We start from the raw sequence: 17,263 nt of genomic DNA, 5'->3' as shown, positions 1-17,263 counted from the left end.
TTCTCCACGAGATTGTGCGCGCAAAATGAACAAGTTGTTGACCACGATGTTTGCCCTCGCTGTCGCTTGCGTGACGGTCTCGGCCAATGCCCAGAAGGTGACGGGTAACGCCGAAAACGGTAGCAAGAAGACGGCCATGTGCGTGGGTTGCCACGGCATCATCGGCTACCAGGCCAGCTTCCCCGAGATCTACAAGGTTCCCAAGATTGCGGGCCAGAGCGCGACCTACATCGTGGCGGCACTCACCGCCTACAAGGGCGGCGACCGCAAGCATCCGACGATGCGCGCCATCGCCGATTCGCTCACCGAGCAAGACATCGCGGACCTCGGCGCCTACTATTCGACGCTCGGCATGTCGGAAGGCGACGCGCCGCCGGCGGCCACCGCTTCGCAGCCGAACGACACCGTGCAGGCGCTGATCACGCGCGACAAGGACAACAACTGCACCAAGTGCCACGGCGCCAACTTCAATACGCCGAACGACGGGACCGTCCCCAAGCTGGCCGGCCAGAACGCCGACTACCTGCTGGTGGCGCTCAAGTCGTACAAGTCGCAGCACCCGCTCGTCGGCCGTTCCAACCCGATCATGGGCGGGCAGGCCAAGAACTTCACCAACGTCGAGTTGAAGCAGCTGGCCAGCTACATCGGCTCGCTGCCGGGCGAACTCAAGACGGTGCCTGAATCGCGCTTCCACACTGCGAAGTAAAAGAAGCGATTCCGTCGCCCAACAAAAAGCCCGCGTTCCCGCGGGCTTTTTGCTTCGTGGAACCGAGGGTGGTCAGACGTCGAAGAACGCGGTCTCGTGGGCGCCCTGCATGTGGATGTCGAAGCGGTAGACCACCGCGCCGCCTTGCTCGCTGCGTTGCGCGATCAGCGTCTGGCGGCGCTGCGCCGGCACGCTCTGCAGCACCGTGTCGTTGGCATTGGCCTCGGCCTCGTCGCTGAAATAGATGCGCGTGAAGGCGTGCAGGAGCATGCCGCGCATCGTGATGATGGCGTTGATGTGCGGTGCCTCGCCCGGCGCTTCGGCGCCCGGCTTCACGGTATGGAACACGAAGCGCTTGTGTGCATCGGTGCCGGTGCCGCAGCGGCCGAAAGCGCGGAAGCCGAGTTGCTGCGCCTCGTCCACCGTTTGCGGATAGCGACCTTCGCCGTCGGCCTGGCTGATCTCGACGAGCGCGTCGAAGATCGGAATGCCGTCGCCGTCGATCACGCGGCCTTCAAGGCGGATGCGCTCGCCGGTGGCGTTGTCGAGCGCCACCACGGCATCGAAGGGCTGGTTGAAGTCGTAGCCGTATTGGGTGGCGGTCAGGCCGTAGGCGAAGTAGGGGCCGACCGTTTGCGAAGGGGTCTGGCCAAAGTTGGATTCGAGGGCGCTCATCATGGTGCGGGTCTCCTGGTATTCAAATGGGGTTCAGCGGTTCTCGAAAGGCGTCTCGTCGGCGCCGCGCAGCACGATGTCGAAGACGTAGCCGAGCGCGTAGTCGGGCTCGGTGATGTCGAGGCTGAAGTCGGCCACGAGTCGGTTGCGGTACTTTGCCGGCGTGCCGGTGACCATCGGGTCGTATTGCATCAGCGGGTCGCCAGGGAAGTACATCTGCGTGACCAGGCGGCTGGCGAAGTGCTCGCCGAACAGCGACAGGTGGATGTGCTGGGGGCGCCAGGCGTTCGGATGGTTGCCCCACGGGTATGCGCCGGGCTTGATCGTGAGGAAGCGGTAGCGGCCTTCGTCGTCGGTCATGCAGCGGCCGGCGCCCAGGAAGTTGGGGTCGAGCGGGGCATCGTGCTGGTCGACCTTGTGCACATAGCGGCCGGCCGCGTTGGCCTGCCAGATCTCGACCAGCGTGTTGCGTATCGGGCGCTTGCGCTCGTCCATCACCTGGCCGGTGAGGATCATGCGTTCGCCGAGCGGCTCGCCGTTGCGGCGCGCATTGCGCGTGAGGTCGTTGTCGAACTCGCCGATGCTGCTGTGGCCGTAGACCGGCTGTTGTAGTTCGCCGATCGAGGCCTTGAGCGGAATCAGCGGCTGCGTCGGGCCGCGCTTCACGGTCGACTTGTAGCCGGGGTAGATGTACGACGGGTGGCTATCCCAGTCGCGCGGGGCGATCGTTGCGGCGGGTGTCTTGGTGCGGTCCAGCATGTTTGTCTCCTGAGGAAATGACTCGTGGGGAACCCGCACTTTAGAAGGCGTCTTAGTTGATGTAAATTGAACATTCGATGAATTTCAATAAGCAATGGTTATGAACTCGACGACTGCTCCGGCGCTGGCGTTTTCGCGCAACGTGCAGTTGCGGCACCTGCGCTGTTTCGTCGTAATTGCGCAGGAGCGGCATCTGGCGCGGGCGGCGGAGAGGCTGGCCGTGAGCCAGCCTGCCATTTCCAAGACGTTGACGGAACTGGAGGCGCTGGCCGGCACGCGGCTGGTGGAGCGCAGCAGTGCCGGCCGTCGCGGCGTGCAGGGCCTGACGCCCACCGGGGAGCAATTGCTGACGCATGCGCTGCGCGTGCTGGAGGCGGTGGACGCTGGCGCGCAAGCGATTGCGCCCGCGACCGGCGCGCGCCTGGAGCGACTGCGCATCGGTGCGCTGCCGAGCGTCGCGCCTGCTCTGCTGCCGCACGCGCTGGCAAAGCTGCGCAGCCATTGGCCCGCGTTGCAGGTGATGGTGAAGAGTGCTGCCAACGCGGTGTTGCTCAATGAACTGCGCGCTGGCGAACTGGACCTGGTGGCGGGTCGCATCAGCGATCCGCGCCTCATGGCCGGGCTCAGCTTCGAGCTGCTGTACACCGAGCCGCTGGTGTTTGCCGTGCGCAAGGGCCATGCGCTGGCACGGCGCGCGACCCCGGTGCAGACAGTGCTGGCGTATCCGCTGGTCGTCTACGCCGAGGGCACCATCCCGCGCCACAACACCGAGAGCTTCTTTTCCGCACGCGGCCTCGCGCTGCCGCCGAATGCGCTGCAGACCCTGGATTTGATGGTGGCCCGCGCGCTGGTCGCCGCGTCCGATGCCGTCTGGGTCACGCCGCTGGGCGCAGTGCGGGACGACCTGCAGGCCGGCACGTTGGTCCGCGTCCGGATCGACACGCCCGGCACCGAAGAGCCAGTCGGTCTGCTGCTGCGCAGCGAGGTTGAAAGCTCCGCGGCCTGCGCGGCCATGGTCGGTTTGCTGCGCGAAGCCGCGCGCCAGGAGCGACCCAAGGCCAAGCGCGCAAGTCCCGCAAGTCCCGCAAGTCCCGCAAGCGCGTAGCCTTCTTCCCGTGGAACACCGCGGAACCGGCTTTGCCGGGCCGCTGGTGTTGCCCCCGGTAGGGGGAGGGAGGAGCGCACGAAGTGCGCGGAGCCTGGGGGCGAGCAACAATTTCTCCCGGTAGGGGGAGGGAGGAGCGCACGAAGTGCGCGGAGCCTGGGGGCGAGCCTAAACCTTTGTCGCCCGCCGCTGAACGCAGGCGATGTACGCATCGCCATCGGGCGGCCGGCCCGCGCGTTGCGCCTCCCACATCATGCTGCCGAGGCACTCCATCGCCTCATGGTGCGCTTCCAGCAACGAGTCGCGCCGGGCGGCAAGAAGCTCGACGGCCTGGCGGATGCCGCGCGGCTGGTCTATTGAGCATTGCTCGCTGATCGACAAGTGCATCGACAGGTGCAGGAAAGGGTTTTCGCGGCCGTCCTGGCCGTCATAGACGCGCTTGACCGCGGCGTCGGCATCGGCCAGGTCGGCGTGGTATTCGGGATGCTGGTCGATCCAGCCGGCGGCAATGGTTTCCAGTGCCTCCATCGGCAGGCCCTGGCGGCTCTTGGCGTACACGCCGCAGAAGAAGCGGCGAACGTCTTCGGGAGAAGGATTGAACATGCGGCAAGCGTAGCACCGGGGCGGTTTCGCCCATAATCGGCGCAGTGATTGCATGTCGACGTTAGCGTTACCATCGGAGGCCCATTCTTGACCCAGCAGAACCCGTCCGGACGTGCCTCGCGACGCGGCAGCGGCGGCATCACGCTGAGCGACGTCTCGAAGCTGGCGGGTGTGTCAGCCATCACCGTGTCGCGTGCGCTCAACACGCCAGAACTCGTGACGCCCGGGACGCGCGAGAAAGTGCGCCTTGCAGTCGAGCGCACCGGCTATGTGCCGAACCTGTTGGCCGGCGGTCTTGCATCGAATCGCAGCCGGCTTGTCGCGGCGCTGGTGCCGACCATCGCCGGGCCCGTGTTTCTGGAGACCATCCAGGCGCTGACCGAAGCCCTGGCCGACAAGGGCTACCAGCTCATGCTGGGCCAGAGCGGCTACAACAACTCGCGTGAAGACGCGTTGATCGACGCCATCATCGGCCGCCGGCCCGACGGCATCGTGCTGACTGGCATCATGCGCTCGGCCGATGGGCGCAGACGGCTGTTGGCATCCGGCATTCCGATCGTCGAAACCTGGGATCTGACGCCAACGCCGATCGACATGCTGGTCGGCTTCTCGCATGAGCAAGCAGGCGCCGCGACGGCGCAATACCTGCATCGCAAGGGCTATCGCAAGCCCGTGATCGTGACGGGCGACGACCGCCGCGCGAACCTTCGCCGCAACGGCTTCGACCAGGCCTGGAAAGCGCTTGGTGGCGGTCCCGTGCCAGTGCACAGCGTTCCCGCGCCGACCACGCTGGGCAGCGGCCGGGACGCGTTGTCCAAACTGCTGGCGGACAATGTGGGCATCGACGCGGTCGCCTGCAGTTCCGATGCGCTGGCGCATGGCGTGATCACCGAGGCGCAGGCGCGCGGCATGCAGGTGCCCGGCGATGTCGGCGTGATCGGCTTCGGCGACCTGGCTTTTGCGCAGCATGCCCACCCGGCCATCACCACAGTGCGCATCGATGGGACCGGCATCGGCCGGCAGGCCGCGCGCTTCATCGTCGACCGTGCAGAAGGGCGAGAGGTCGAGCAGAAGATCGTCGATCTGGGTTTCTCGCTCATCGAACGCAAGAGTGCATGAAAATAAAACACCCCCGATGCGCCTGCGGCGCCTCCCCCTCGAGGGGGCGCACCCAGCGGCCCGGCAAAGCCGGTTCCGCGGGTGCCCACGAACTGACTTCGCGGGGCTCGTCCTGGATTCAATGCGTCGCAGGTCACGCGATCGCGTGGTGGAAAACGGATATGACTTGCCTTCGAGTCGCTGCCACTTCGGGTCGCGACGACCGGCTGCATTTCCTTCGGCGCTGGCCGACGCTCATTGTTGATTCCAATCACTTTCTGATCGACTGAAATTCCCGGTTGACGGCGGGTGGCGAACCTGCTTATGATCTGATGACAGCGCTAACATTCCATGCGCAAATTCGAGACAAGACATGACCACCGCCCGCAAGAAACCCGAAGACCTCCGCTCGCACCGCTGGTACGGCGTGAAGGACCTGCGCAGCTTCGGCCACCGCTCGCGCACCGCGCAGATGGGGCTGAGCCGGGACGACTACCTGGGCAAGCCGGTGATCGCGATCCTCAACACCTGGAGCGACATGAACTCGTGCCACACGCACTTCAAGCAGCGGGTGGAGGAGGTCAAGCGCGGCGTATGGCAGGCGGGCGGCTTTCCGGTGGAGATTCCGGCGATGAGCCTGGGCGAGGCCTTCCAGAAGCCGACCACCATGCTCTATCGCAACATGCTCGCGATGGAGGCCGAGGAATTGCTGCGCTCCTATCCCGCCGATGGCTGCGTGCTCATGGGCGGCTGCGACAAGACCACTCCGGGCCTGGTGATGGGTGCGCTGGCGATGAACCTGCCGACCATCTTCGTGCCCGCCGGCCCGATGCTGCGCGGCGATTACAAGGGCACCTTTCTCGGCTCCGGCTCCGACACCTGGAAGTACTGGGCCGAACTGCGCGCCGGCAACATCAGCGAGCAGGACTGGCAGGACGTGGAGGACGGGATTGCGCGTTCGCCGGGCACCTGCATGACGATGGGCACGGCCAGCACGATGACCAGCGCAGCGGAGGTGCTCGGCCTGACGCTGCCGGGCGCATCGTCGATCCCGGCCGCCGATTCGCGCCACGCGATGATGGCCACGTACACCGGCAGGCGCATCGTCGAGATGGTGTGGGAAGACCTGAAGCCGCTCGACTTCCTTACGCCCGCGTCTTTCGACAACGCCGTCACCGCCGTGCTCGGCCTGGGCGGCTCGACCAATGCGATCGTCCACCTGATTGCGATGGCGCGGCGTGCCGGCGTGCCGCTCGACCTGGCGCGCTTCGACGACTTGGCGCGACGCACGCCGGTCATCGCGAATCTGCGGCCTGGCGGCAAATACCTGATGGAAGACTTCTTCTATGCCGGCGGACTCCGCGCTTTCCTCAAGGAAATGGGAAGCCTCATCGACGGCGCCCAGATGACCTGCAACGGCAAGACACTCGGCGAGAACATTGCCGACGCCGCGGTCTACAACGCCGACGTGATTCGCCCGAGGAAGGAGGCCTTGCTCGAAAGCGGTGGCCTCGCCGTGCTGCGCGGCAACCTGGCGCCCGATGGCGCCGTCATCAAGCCGGCCGCGATGGAGCAGCACCTGCGCCGCCACACCGGCCCGGCAGTGGTCTTCAGGAACTACGACGACCTGGCCGCGCGCATCGACTCGCCCGACCTGCAGATCACGAAAGACAGCGTGATCGTGCTGCAAAGCGCCGGCCCGCAAGGGGCGCCCGGCATGCCCGAATGGGGCCAGTTGCCGATCCCGCAAAAGCTGCTGAAAGAAGGCGTTCGCGACATGGTTCGCATCAGCGACGCGCGCATGAGCGGCACGAGCTATGGCGCCTGCGTGCTGCACGTTACGCCCGAATCGCATGTGGGCGGGCCGCTCGCGCTGGTGCGCGATGGCGACCTGGTCACGCTCGACGTCGACGCGCGCCGCATCGACATGGAAGTGAGCGACCAGGAACTCGCGAAGCGCCGCGCCGACTGGCAAAAGCCGATTCCCAAATTCAGCCGCGGTTACGGCGTGATGTTCCTCAAGCACGTGCAGCAGGCCGACACCGGCTGCGACTTCGACTTCCTCGCGCCGGACTACGCGCAAGCCGCGGGCGGCGAGCCCGAGATCCACTGAACCGTCCTCTCGAACGAACCCTTTTTACCGAAAGCTGAGCATGGAAACACATCACATCAAACGCCGCCGGGTCGGTCGGCTTGCCGCTGGCTTCGCGCTCGCGGCCGTCATGCCGCTGATGCCGCTGGCGGCCAGCGCGCAATCGCCCGAGGGATGGCCCACGCGGCCAGTGACCTTCGTGGTGCCCTTCGCGCCCGGCGGCGGCACCGACATTGCCGCGCGATTGCTGTCCGTTCGGCTTGGCAAGAAATGGGGCCAGTCGGTCGTGGTGGACAACCGCACCGGCGCGGGCGGCATCGTCGGCATGGATGTCGTCGCCAAGGCCAAGCCAGATGGCTATACCTTCCTCATCGGCAACGTGGGCACGCAGTCGATCAACCCGTCGCTCTACAAGATGTCCTATGACCCCGGCAAGGCGTTTGCGCCGGTGTCGCTGTTCGCGGACCTGCCGTTCGCATGGGTCATCAATCCCGCGATCCCGGCCAAGACACCGAAGGAATTCATCGCGCTGGCCAAGGCCTCGCCGGACAAGTACACCTTTGCAAGCTCAGGCAGCGGCGGTTCGCCGCATCTGACCGCGGAGATCTTCCAGGAGGCCGCGGGCGTCAAGCTGGTGCATGTGCCGTACAAGGGCGGCGGACCGGCGATGGCCGACCTCATGGCCGGGCACGTCGACATGCTGTTTGCGTCGATCCTCGAAACCTCGGGCTATGTGAAGTCCGGCAAGCTGCGCGCGCTCGCCGTGAGCAGCGCGCGGCGCTCGCCCGCGATGCCCGACGTGCCGACGCTGGCCGAGCAGGGCGTGCCCAATGCCGAATCGGGCTCGTGGGTCGCGCTGCTGGCGCCGGCCGGAACGCCGCAAGCGCTCATCGACAAGATCGCCGCCGACGTGAAGGAAATCGTCGACACCGAGGACATGCGCAAGGCGCTGATCGCCCAGGGCGCCACGCCGCGCGGCACCACGCCGGCCGATCTGCAGAAGACCATCGAGTCGGACAAGGCGCGCTATGAAGCAGTGATCAAGACGCGCGGCATCAGGGTGGAATGACCGGCATGAAATCAACACGAACTCCAGGTGCCGATCGCCGGACCGTGCTGCGCGCAGGCGTGGCCTTGCTGGTGCCGGGCAGCCTGCTTGCGGCGCGCCGCGCCATGGCCCAGGACGCATGGCCCGCGCGTCCCATCACCTACGTGGTTCCCTTCACGCCCGGCGGCTCGACCGACGTGATCGGCCGCGTCATTGCGCAGAAGCTGGGCGACGCGCTCCATCAGCCGGTCATCGTCGACAACAAACCGGGTGCGGCGGGCGCGGTCGGCGCGGGCTATGTGGCCAAGGCCAAGCCCGACGGCTACACGCTGTTCGGCGGCACCATCAGCACCCATGCCATCAACGCCAGCCTCTACAAGAACCTGCCCTACGACCCGGTGAAGGACTTCGAGCCGATCTCGCTCGTGGCCTTCCTGCCGAACGTGCTGATCGTCGATCCGAACCTTGGCGTGAACTCGGTGGCCGACCTCATCGCGCTCCTGAAGAAGGATCCGTCCAAGCGCACCTTCGCGTCGTCGGGCGCGGGCACGTCCACGCACCTGGCCGGCGAGATGCTGGGCGACATGATCGGCGTGAAGCTCACGCACATCCCATACAAAGGCACGCCGCCGGCGATGCTCGACGTGTCGTCGGGGCAGGTGACTTTCATGTTCGACCAGATCACCGCCGCATTGCCGATGGTGCAGGGCGGCAAGCTCAAGCTGCTGGCCGTCACCTCTGCGAAACGCATGGCGCTCGCGCCGGAATTGCCGACGATGCAGGAGGCCGGCGTGAAGGGCTTCGAAATGGCCTCGTGGCAGGCCGTGTATGCACCCAAGGGCCTGCCCGCGCAGATCGCTCAGCGCCTTTCCACGGAGATCAACAAGATCCTGCAGATGCCCGACGTGAAGGACAAGCTCGCCAACCAGCTCGGCATGGAAGTGGTGGCCGGATCGCCGGCGCAACTCGCCGCGCTGATGCAGAAGGAAATCCCGCGCTGGGGCGAACTCGTCCGCAAGAGCGGCGCCACCGCCAACTGATCCATCGATTGACCACGCCATGACCACTCAACCCCCTGTCTCCCTGTCCGATGCGGCCCGCGAACTACTGCGCCACGTCAGCGTCGCAACGCTCTGCACGCAACTCTTCAAGCGCGGCTTTCGCAATGTCTACCTGCAGGGCATCGGGCGGCTGACCAAGCCCAGCGGCGGCAACCTGGTCGGCCCGGCATTCACGATGCGCAACATCCCGGCGCGCGAAGACCTCGACCAGATCAGCGCCTTCGACGACCCGAACCACCCCCAGCGCAAGGGCATCGAGAGCGTGCCCGAAGGCCACGTGCTTGTCATCGATTGCCGCGGTGAAAAGCGCGTGGCGTCGGGTGGCCAGATTCTCACCACGCGGCTCAAGGTGCGCGGCGCGGCGGGACTGGTGTCCGATGGACCCGTGCGCGACAGCGGGCCGATCTCGCAGATGGACTTTCCGGTGTACTGCGCGGGGGGCAGCGCGCCGCTGAACCTCATCCACCACCATGCGATCGACCTCAACGTGCCGATCGGCTGTGGTGGCGTGCCGGTGTATCCGGGCGATGTGATCGTGGGCGACGACGAAGGCGTGGTCGTGATTCCGCAGCACCTGGCCGAAGAGGTGGCGCGAGATGCGACCGAGCAGGAGAAGATGGAAGCCTTCGTGCTCGAACGCATCGAAGGCGGCGCGAAGCTTGCAGGCACCTATCCCCCGAACGCGGACACCAAGGCCGCTTTCGAGGTGTGGCGCAAGGCCCGCGGCATCTGACGCACAACCTCATCACCATGCAACGCAGAACATTTGTCGCTTCGGCGGCATGCGTGGCTCTGGTCCGCGCCATGCCCGCGATGGCGCAGGGCGCCTATCCCACCAAGGCCATCACCATCGTCGTGCCCGCTTCGCCCGGCGGTGCGATCGACCTTGCCGCACGGCTCATCGGGCAGCGCTTCACCGAGTCCTGGGGACAGCCCGTAGTCATCGACAACCGTGCGGGCGCGACCGGCATCATCGGCACCGACCTCGTGGCCAAGAGCCCGCCCGACGGCCACATGCTGGCGCTGGTCGCGAGCAGCCACGCGATCAACCCGAGCATGGTCAAGAAGCTGCCTTACGACACGGTCAAGAGCTTCGAACCCATTGCGCTCACGCACGTCGTGCCGCTGGTCTTGATCGTCTCGCCGACGCTGCCAGTGAAGTCGGTGAAGGAACTCATTGCCTACGGCAAGGCCAATCCGGGCAAGCTCACCTTCGCTTCGAGCGGCAACGGCGGCGCGCCGCATTTCTCGGGCGAGTTGTTCAAGAGCATGACCGGGCTCGACATCACGCACATTCCATACAAGGGCAGCACGTTGGCGCACCCGGACCTCATCAGTGGGCGCACCTCGCTGATGTTCGACACGGTGGCCGCAGCCAACGTGCAGATCAGCGCAGGCCGCTTGCGCGCGCTGGCCGTGACAACCGCGAAACGGTCGAGCGTCCTGCCCGACGTGCCCACGATGCAGGAAGCCGGCGTACCCGGCTATGAAACCAGCACCTGGGGCGGCCTGCTTGCGCCCGCAGGCACACCGAAGGCCACCGTCGACAAGCTCAATGCCGAGGTCAACCGCATCCTCGCGCTGCCGGAAGTGCGCAAGACGATGCTGGCCAACGGCATCGAGCCCGGCAGCGGCCTGCCGCTGCAATTCGGTGCCTTCATCGCGAGCGAGATGGTCAAGTGGGCCAAAGTCGCGAAGGACGCTGGCATCCAGCTTGAATGAAGACAGAAAAGAGATCGACCCATGCCCAAGACCCGCGTACTGCAACAGGGCCGGCTGCTGCCGGCGCTCGAAAAACGTCTGGCCGAGACCTATGACGTTCACCCCTTGTGGCAGGAGGCCGACCCGAAGGCGTTCCTGGCTGCGCACGGCGGCGAATTCACCGCGCTCGTCACCTCGGCCCGCTTCGGCGCCGACGCGGCCCTGATCGCCGCCATGCCGAACCTGAAGGTGATCTCGAGCTTCGGTGTCGGCCTTGAGACGCTCGATCTCGATGCGGCCCGCGCGCGCGGCATCGCGGTCGGCTACACGCCCGACGTGCTGAACGACTGCGTGGCCGACACGGCCTTCGTGCTGGTGATGGACGTGGCGCGTCGCATCACCGCATCTGACCGGTTCGTGCGGCGCGGCGACTGGCCCAAGGGCCAGTTTCCGCTCGCGACCAAGGTGTCGGGCAAGAAGCTCGGCATTCTTGGGATGGGGCGGATCGGGCGCGTTATCGCGCGACGCGCCTCGGGCTTCGACATGGAGGTGAGGTACCACAACCGCAGGCCGTTGACGGACACCGAGCACGGCTACGAACCCACGCTCAAGGGGCTGGCAGAGTGGGCCGACTTTCTGGTGATTGCAAGCGCCGGTGGCCCCGAGACGCGCGGGCTCGTGTCAGGCGAAATCCTCGACGCCCTCGGGCCGGACGGCTACCTCGTCAACATCTCGCGCGGCAGCGTGGTCGATGAGAAGGCGTTGATCGAGGCGCTGCAACAAGAGCGCATCGCCGGCGCCGGACTCGATGTGTTCGAGGATGAGCCCAACGTGCCGCCGGCCTTCTTTGAACTCGACAACGTGGTGCTGCTGCCGCACCTGGCCAGCAACACGCACGAAACGCGCGAGGCGATGGCGCGGCGGGTGGAAGAAAACCTGGCCGCCGCGCTTGCGGGCAAGGCGATGGTCAGCGCCGCAGCTTGAATTGAAACACCCCCGAAGCGCCTGCGGCGCCTTCCCATGGAGGGCTGAAGGGGCGCACCCGGCGGCCCGGCAAAGCCGGTTCCGCGGGCGCCCACGAACAGCTTCGCAGAGCTCATCCTCGCGGCCCCGAGGTCTGCCCGCGAAAAGGTGACGGCAAGGGAAACCATGTGCTCGCGGCCGGCGTTCAAAAATGGCCCAATAGCGCCATGACCATGGACTCGCCGACCCTCGACAAGCCTGACGCCCCGGCCAGGCCCGCGCCTCGCAAGATTGCCGACCTGCCAGGCCCGCGTGGCCTTCCGCTTCTCGGCAATCTGCTCCAGCTCGATCCGCCGCGCATGCATCAACAGCTGGAACAGTGGTGCCGGGAGTTCGGCCCGTTCTTCAAGGTAAAGCTCGGCCGCCGCTACCTGTTGATCGTCGGCGATCACCAGGCCGTCGCGACCATGCTGCGCGATCGGCCCGATGGCTTCAAGCGCACCACGCGGCTCGAACAGGTCGGCCGGGAAATGGGCCTGAAGCCCGGTGTGTTCGGCGCCAACGACGACGACTGGCGGCGCCAGCGCCGCATGGTCATGGCGGGCTTCGACCCGGCGCATGTCAAGGGCTACTTTCCGTCGCTGCAAGGCGTGGCGGACCGGCTCTTCCGGCGCTGGCAAGCGGCCGCGCGCAGCGGCAGCGCCATCGACCTGCAGGCCGACCTGATGCGCTACACCGTCGACACCATCGCCGGGCTGGCGTTCGGCGCGGAGGTGAACACGCTCGAATCCGATGGCGACGTGATCCAGCAGCACCTCGACAAGATCTTTCCGGCGCTGCTCAAGCGCATGCTGTCGCCGCTGCCCACGTGGCGCTGGTTTCCATCTGCCGCGGACCGCCAGCTTGCGCGCGGGGTGGTGGCGGTCAATGAAGCCGTCGACGCGTTCGTCGCGCAGGCGCGCCGGCGCATGGAAGCCGATCCCGCATTGCGCACGCGTCCGCGCAACCTGCTCGAAGCCATGATTGCCGCCGCCGACGAACCGGACAGCGGCATCACCGACGTCCAGGTCGCTGGCAACGTCATGACCATGCTGCTGGCCGGCGAAGACACCACCGCCAACACCATCGCATGGATGATCGACTTGCTGTGGCGACATCCTGATGCCCTGGCGCGCGCCACCGACGAGGTGCGCCGCGTGGTCGGCGATACGGCGCGGCCGACTTTCGAGCAGATGGGCCAGCTCGATTTCGTCGAGGCCTGCGCGCACGAGACGATGCGCCTGCGGCCGGTGGCGCCCATCCTCAGCGTGCAGGCAAAGAAGGAGGCGGTCGTCGGCGACATCCAGGTGCCGGCCGGCACGGTCGTGGTCAACCTCATGCGGCGCGACGGCGTGAACGAAAACCACGTGCCGCGCGCCGCGGCGTTCGAGCCCCAGCGGTGGATGGCCGATGGCGGCCCCGGCGCGATGGCCGGCAGCGCGAGGCGCACCTCGATGCCCTTCGGCGCCGGCCCGCGCATCTGCCCCGGACGCTACCTTGCGCTGCTCGAAATGAAGATGGCCATGGCCGTGCTGCTCAGCCGCTTCGACATTGCCAGCATCGACACCCCCGACGGCGGGCCGGCGCGCGAATTGCTGGCATTCACGATGGCGCCGGTGGGACTTCGCATGCATTTGCGCGAGCGCACGGCGTAGGCCAGCGTGCCCGAGTCGCCCCGCCGCGGCCTTTCAGTGTTCCATGACGCCGCGCATCTTCCGCGGGCAGGAACCCAGGACGAGCACTGCGAAGTCTGTTCGTGGGCACCCGCGAAACCGGCTTCGCCGGGCCGCCGGGTGCGCCCCCTTGAGGGGGCTTGAGGGGGAGGCGCCGCAGGCGCTTCGGGGGGGTTCCACCTAAAGCATCCGCGAAATCTTCTGCGCCGCTTCCAGCAAGGGCGGCAGCATGGTCTCCTGCATCACCTTCGCGCTCGTGCGGTTCGCTTGCCCGCTGATGTTGAGTGCTGCCACGGCGCGGCCGGCGCGATTCACGATGGGCGCGGCGATCGAGACCAGGCCTTCCTCCAATTCCTGGTTGACCAGGCACCAGCGCTGGCGGCGCGCCTGCGCAACCTTCGCGAGCAGGGCGTCGATGTCGGTCACCGTGTGCTTGGTGAGTGATTGCGGCGCCGACGCTTCGAGACGCGTGCGCAATTCGTCCTCACTCAACTCGGCCAGCAGCAGCCGGCCCATCGACGTGCAATATGCCGGCAGCCGTGAACCGACACCGAGGCTGATGCTCATGATCTTGTGCGTGGGCACGCGCATCACGTAGACGATGTCGGTGTCGTCGAGCACCGCCGCCGAGCAGGACTCCTGTACCTCCTGCACCAGCGCCTCCATGACCGGCTCGGCGCGGTTCCAGATCGGCATCGACGAAAGGTAGGCAAAGCCGAGGTCGAGGATGCGCGGCGTCAGCGCGAAGTGCTTTCCATCCGTCTCGACATAGCGCAAAGTCTGCAGCGTGAGCAGGATTCGCCGTGCGCCGGCACGCGTAAGGCCGCTCGCCGCAGCGACTTCGCTCAGCGTTTGCCGCGGGGCGTCCGCGCTGAAGGACCGGATCACTTCCAGGCCGCGCGCGAACGATTGGACATAGGTGTCGCCGGGCTTGGGCGGCACGTCGTCAGATGTGTGGCTTTGTATCGGGGTTGCCATGCTGGATGAATCCTCCTAAAATTCATTATAAGAACAAACGTTCGACATGCGAACAAGAAGTCGCAGCGAATTGTTCAGTGCTTCCCCTCAATCCCCCAGGAGACAAGTTCACATGATCAACAAGATCGCGCGCTCGGTTGCCGAGGCAATGGCCGACATCAAGGACGGTTCGACCGTTCTCATCGGCGGCTTCGGCACCGCCGGGATTCCCAACGAGCTGATCGACGGCCTCATCGAGCAAGGCGCGAAAGACCTGACCGTCGTCAACAACAACGCCGGCAATGCCGAAGTCGGGCTGGCGGCGCTGCTGAAGGCGGGACGCGTGCGCAAGATCATCTGCAGCTTTCCGCGCCAGGCCGACAGCCAGGTGTTCGACGGCCTCTACCGCGCCGGCAAGCTCGAACTGGAGCTGGTGCCGCAAGGCAACCTGGCCGAGCGCATCCGCGCGGCCGGCGCCGGCATCGGCGGCTTCTTCTGCCCGACCGGCTACGGCACGCAACTCTCGGGCGACCGGGAGACCCGCGTGATCGGCGGCGTGCACTACGTGCTGGAGTACCCGATCCATGGCGACGTGGCGCTCATCAAGGCGGAGCGCGGCGACCGCTGGGGCAACCTGGTCTATCGCAAGGCGGCGCGCAACTTCGGGCCCGTGATGGCCATGGCCGCGAAGAAGACGATCGCCACCGTGCATGAAGTGGCGGAGTTGGGAACGCTGGACCCGGAGACCATCGTGACGCCAGGCATCTTCGTCCACCAAGTCGTAAAAATCGAACGCGTCGCCACCCAGGCCGGCGGTTTCAAGAAGGCAGCATGACCATGACCTACCAACGCCGCACCAAAGACCAACTCGCCGCCCGCGTCGCGCAGGACATCTTCGACGGAGCCGTCGTCAACCTCGGCATCGGCCAGCCGACGCTCGTGGCCAACCACCTTCCCGAAGGTCGCGAGGTCATCCTGCAAAGCGAGAACGGCATTCTCGGCATGGGCCCCGCGCCCAAGGCAGGCGAGGAAGACTACGACCTCATCAACGCCGGCAAGCAACCCGTCACGCTGCTGCCGGGCGGCTCGTACTTCCATCATGCCGACAGCTTCGCGATGATGCGCGGCGGCCATCTCGACATCTGCGTGCTCGGCGCCTTCCAGGTCTCGGCCACCGGCGACCTGGCCAACTGGCACACGGGCGAGAAAGATGCGATTCCCGCCGTCGGCGGCGCGATGGATCTTGCCATCGGCGCCAAGCAAACCTGGGTGATGATGGACTTGCTGACCAAGCAAGGCGCGAGCAAACTGGTCAAGCAGTGCACCTACCCGCTCACGGGCATCGGCTGCGTCAAGCGCGTGTATTCCGATCTGGCCACGCTCGAGTGCACGCCGAACGGCCTGAAGCTGATCGACAAAGTCGATGGCCTCGATCACGCAGAACTCGAAAAGCTCGTAGGCTTGCCGATCGCGCAATAGGCACGGACGGCCGACCCGCCTGCGGCGCGTTGCGCGTTCGATCCCGCTTTCAATTCAACTTCATCAGAGACACGTTTCATGACCAATCAAGCCTTCATCTGCGACGCTATCCGCACCCCCTTCGGCCGCTACGGCGGCGCGCTCTCCAGCGTGCGTGCCGACGACCTCGGGGCCGTGCCGCTCAAGGCGCTGATCGCGCGCAATCCGAAGGTCGACTGGCAAGCTGTCAGCGACGTGATCTACGGCTGTGCCAACCAGGCCGGTGAAGACAATCGCAACGTTGCGCGCATGTCGGCGCTGCTCGCCGGGTTGCCGCTCTCGGTCGGGGGCTCGACCATCAACCGCCTCTGCGGCTCCAGTCTCGATTCCCTGGGCACCGCGGCCCGCGCCATCAAATCCGGCGAAACGGGCCTGATGATCGCCGGCGGAGTGGAAAGCATGAGCCGTGCGCCTTTCGTCATGCCCAAGGCCGAGTCGGCTTTCGGCCGTGCCAACGCGGTGTACGACACCACCATCGGCTGGCGCTTCATCAACAAGAAGATGAAGGAGGCGTACGGAGTCGACTCGATGCCCGAGACGGCGGAGAACGTCGCCACCGACTACAAGATCGAGCGCGAGGCACAGGACCGCATGGCGCTCGCGTCGCAGCAACGTGCGGTCGCGTCGCAGAAGTCGGGTTTCTTCGATGCCGAGATCACACCGGTGAGCGTGCCGCAGAAGAAGGGCGACGCCATCGTCGTCAGCAAGGACGAGCATCCGCGCGACACCACCATGGAAGCGCTGGCCAAGCTCAAGGGCGTGGTACGGCCCGACGGCACGGTGACGGCGGGCAATGCCAGCGGCGTGAACGATGGCGCCTGCGCGCTCCTGCTGGCCGACGAAGCCAGCGCCGGCAAATACGGTCTCACGCCGCGCGCCCGCGTGGTCGGCATGGCGACGGCCGGCGTGCCGCCGCGCGTCATGGGCATCGGCCCGGCGCCGGCCTCGCAAAAGGTGCTGGCGCTGACCGGCCTGACGCTCGACCAGATCGACGTCATTGAACTCAACGAAGCCTTTGCGGCGCAAGGCCTCGCGGTGCTGCGCATGCTGGGCCTGAACGACGACGACCCACGCGTGAACATCAACGGTGGCGCCATCGCGCTGGGTCACCCGCTCGGCGCCAGCGGCGCGCGCCTGGCGACCACGGCCGTCAACCAACTTCACAAGCAGGGCGGCCGCTACGCGCTGTGCACCATGTGCATCGGCGTGGGCCAGGGCATCGCCGTCATCCTCGAGCGCGTCTGATCCACCGGGGCCGCCCGCCC

17 protein-coding genes are annotated in these 17,263 nt (G+C 66.3%); 13 read left to right on the top strand and 4 right to left on the bottom strand.

All coding sequences use genetic code 11. The features are described from left to right. Nucleotides 1–25 precede the first annotated feature (25 nt). Entirely contained in the window at nucleotides 26–706 is a 681-nt protein-coding gene (locus WKW80_RS22115; RefSeq protein WP_340365716.1) for a c-type cytochrome, read from the top strand. Nucleotides 707–778: 72 nt separating this feature from the next. On the opposite strand, the gene pcaG is transcribed toward WKW80_RS22115, so the two are convergent. Both pcaG and pcaH read right to left on the bottom strand, forming a co-directional pair. Continuing rightward, on the bottom strand, nucleotides 779–1,384 hold the full coding sequence (pcaG, locus tag WKW80_RS22110; protein ID WP_340365715.1) for a protocatechuate 3,4-dioxygenase subunit alpha: 606 nt from the start codon (nucleotides 1,382–1,384) through the stop codon (nucleotides 779–781). Between the two features lie 30 nt (nucleotides 1,385–1,414). Then, nucleotides 1,415–2,140, bottom strand: a complete 726-nt coding sequence (pcaH, locus tag WKW80_RS22105; RefSeq protein ID WP_340365714.1) for a protocatechuate 3,4-dioxygenase subunit beta — start codon at nucleotides 2,138–2,140, stop codon at nucleotides 1,415–1,417. A gap of 100 nt (nucleotides 2,141–2,240) precedes the next feature. On the opposite strand from pcaH, the gene WKW80_RS22100 reads away from it, so the two are divergent. Then, nucleotides 2,241–3,245, top strand: coding sequence for a LysR substrate-binding domain-containing protein (locus tag WKW80_RS22100; RefSeq protein WP_340365713.1), 1,005 nt, complete (start codon nucleotides 2,241–2,243; stop codon nucleotides 3,243–3,245). Nucleotides 3,246–3,413: 168 nt separating this feature from the next. On the opposite strand, the gene WKW80_RS22095 is transcribed toward WKW80_RS22100, so the two are convergent. Beyond that, on the bottom strand, nucleotides 3,414–3,848 hold the full coding sequence (locus WKW80_RS22095) for a DUF1841 family protein (RefSeq protein WP_340365736.1): 435 nt from the start codon (nucleotides 3,846–3,848) through the stop codon (nucleotides 3,414–3,416). Between the two features lie 87 nt (nucleotides 3,849–3,935). Here WKW80_RS22095 and WKW80_RS22090 point away from each other — a divergent pair, with 87 nt between their 5' ends. The 8 genes from WKW80_RS22090 (at nucleotide 3,936) to WKW80_RS22055 (ending at nucleotide 13,505) form a co-directional block, all read left to right on the top strand. Further along, a complete protein-coding gene (locus tag WKW80_RS22090; RefSeq protein ID WP_340365712.1) occupies nucleotides 3,936–4,967 on the top strand; it encodes a LacI family DNA-binding transcriptional regulator in 1,032 nt (343 codons plus the stop codon). A gap of 352 nt (nucleotides 4,968–5,319) precedes the next feature. Then, entirely contained in the window at nucleotides 5,320–7,059 is a 1,740-nt protein-coding gene (gene araD, locus WKW80_RS22085; RefSeq protein ID WP_340365711.1) for an L-arabinonate dehydratase, read from the top strand. Nucleotides 7,060–7,099: 40 nt separating this feature from the next. Then, a complete protein-coding gene (locus WKW80_RS22080) occupies nucleotides 7,100–8,107 on the top strand; it encodes a Bug family tripartite tricarboxylate transporter substrate binding protein (protein ID WP_340365710.1) in 1,008 nt (335 codons plus the stop codon). 104 nt (nucleotides 8,108–8,211) lie between these two features. Then, a complete protein-coding gene (locus WKW80_RS22075; RefSeq protein WP_340365735.1) occupies nucleotides 8,212–9,126 on the top strand; it encodes a Bug family tripartite tricarboxylate transporter substrate binding protein in 915 nt (304 codons plus the stop codon). Nucleotides 9,127–9,145: 19 nt separating this feature from the next. After that, nucleotides 9,146–9,880 (top strand): ribonuclease activity regulator RraA, encoded by a 735-nt coding sequence (locus tag WKW80_RS22070; protein ID WP_340365709.1) that lies wholly within the window; start codon nucleotides 9,146–9,148, stop codon nucleotides 9,878–9,880. Between the two features lie 17 nt (nucleotides 9,881–9,897). After that, nucleotides 9,898–10,869, top strand: coding sequence for a tripartite tricarboxylate transporter substrate binding protein (locus WKW80_RS22065; protein ID WP_340365708.1), 972 nt, complete (start codon nucleotides 9,898–9,900; stop codon nucleotides 10,867–10,869). Nucleotides 10,870–10,890: 21 nt separating this feature from the next. Next, complete coding sequence (locus WKW80_RS22060) at nucleotides 10,891–11,832, top strand: 2-hydroxyacid dehydrogenase (protein ID WP_340365707.1); 942 nt, start codon at nucleotides 10,891–10,893, stop codon at nucleotides 11,830–11,832. A gap of 212 nt (nucleotides 11,833–12,044) precedes the next feature. Beyond that, the gene (locus tag WKW80_RS22055; protein ID WP_340365706.1) at nucleotides 12,045–13,505 is read left to right on the top strand and encodes a cytochrome P450; all 1,461 of its coding nucleotides are present in this window, start codon (nucleotides 12,045–12,047) and stop codon (nucleotides 13,503–13,505) included. 198 nt (nucleotides 13,506–13,703) lie between these two features. On the opposite strand, the gene WKW80_RS22050 is transcribed toward WKW80_RS22055, so the two are convergent. Further along, nucleotides 13,704–14,501: an IclR family transcriptional regulator gene (locus WKW80_RS22050; RefSeq protein ID WP_340365705.1), complete on the bottom strand. Its 798-nt coding sequence runs from the start codon at nucleotides 14,499–14,501 to the stop codon at nucleotides 13,704–13,706. Between the two features lie 112 nt (nucleotides 14,502–14,613). Here WKW80_RS22050 and WKW80_RS22045 point away from each other — a divergent pair, with 112 nt between their 5' ends. From WKW80_RS22045 to pcaF, 3 genes are all read left to right on the top strand, one after another. Further along, a complete protein-coding gene (locus tag WKW80_RS22045) occupies nucleotides 14,614–15,315 on the top strand; it encodes a 3-oxoacid CoA-transferase subunit A (RefSeq protein ID WP_340365704.1) in 702 nt (233 codons plus the stop codon). Continuing rightward, complete coding sequence (locus WKW80_RS22040) at nucleotides 15,312–15,959, top strand: 3-oxoacid CoA-transferase subunit B (protein ID WP_340365703.1); 648 nt, start codon at nucleotides 15,312–15,314, stop codon at nucleotides 15,957–15,959. Before WKW80_RS22045 ends, WKW80_RS22040 begins: the two co-directional genes overlap by 4 nt. 78 nt (nucleotides 15,960–16,037) lie before the next feature. Beyond that, nucleotides 16,038–17,243, top strand: a complete 1,206-nt coding sequence (gene pcaF / locus WKW80_RS22035; protein WP_340365702.1) for a 3-oxoadipyl-CoA thiolase — start codon at nucleotides 16,038–16,040, stop codon at nucleotides 17,241–17,243. The last annotated feature ends 20 nt before the right edge of the window (nucleotides 17,244–17,263 follow it).

The sequence above is a fragment of the Variovorax humicola genome (assembly GCF_037889915.1).
In the GTDB taxonomy this organism is placed as follows: domain Bacteria; phylum Pseudomonadota; class Gammaproteobacteria; order Burkholderiales; family Burkholderiaceae_C; genus Variovorax; species Variovorax humicola.
This window is presented reverse-complemented; position numbering and strand designations above follow the sequence as displayed.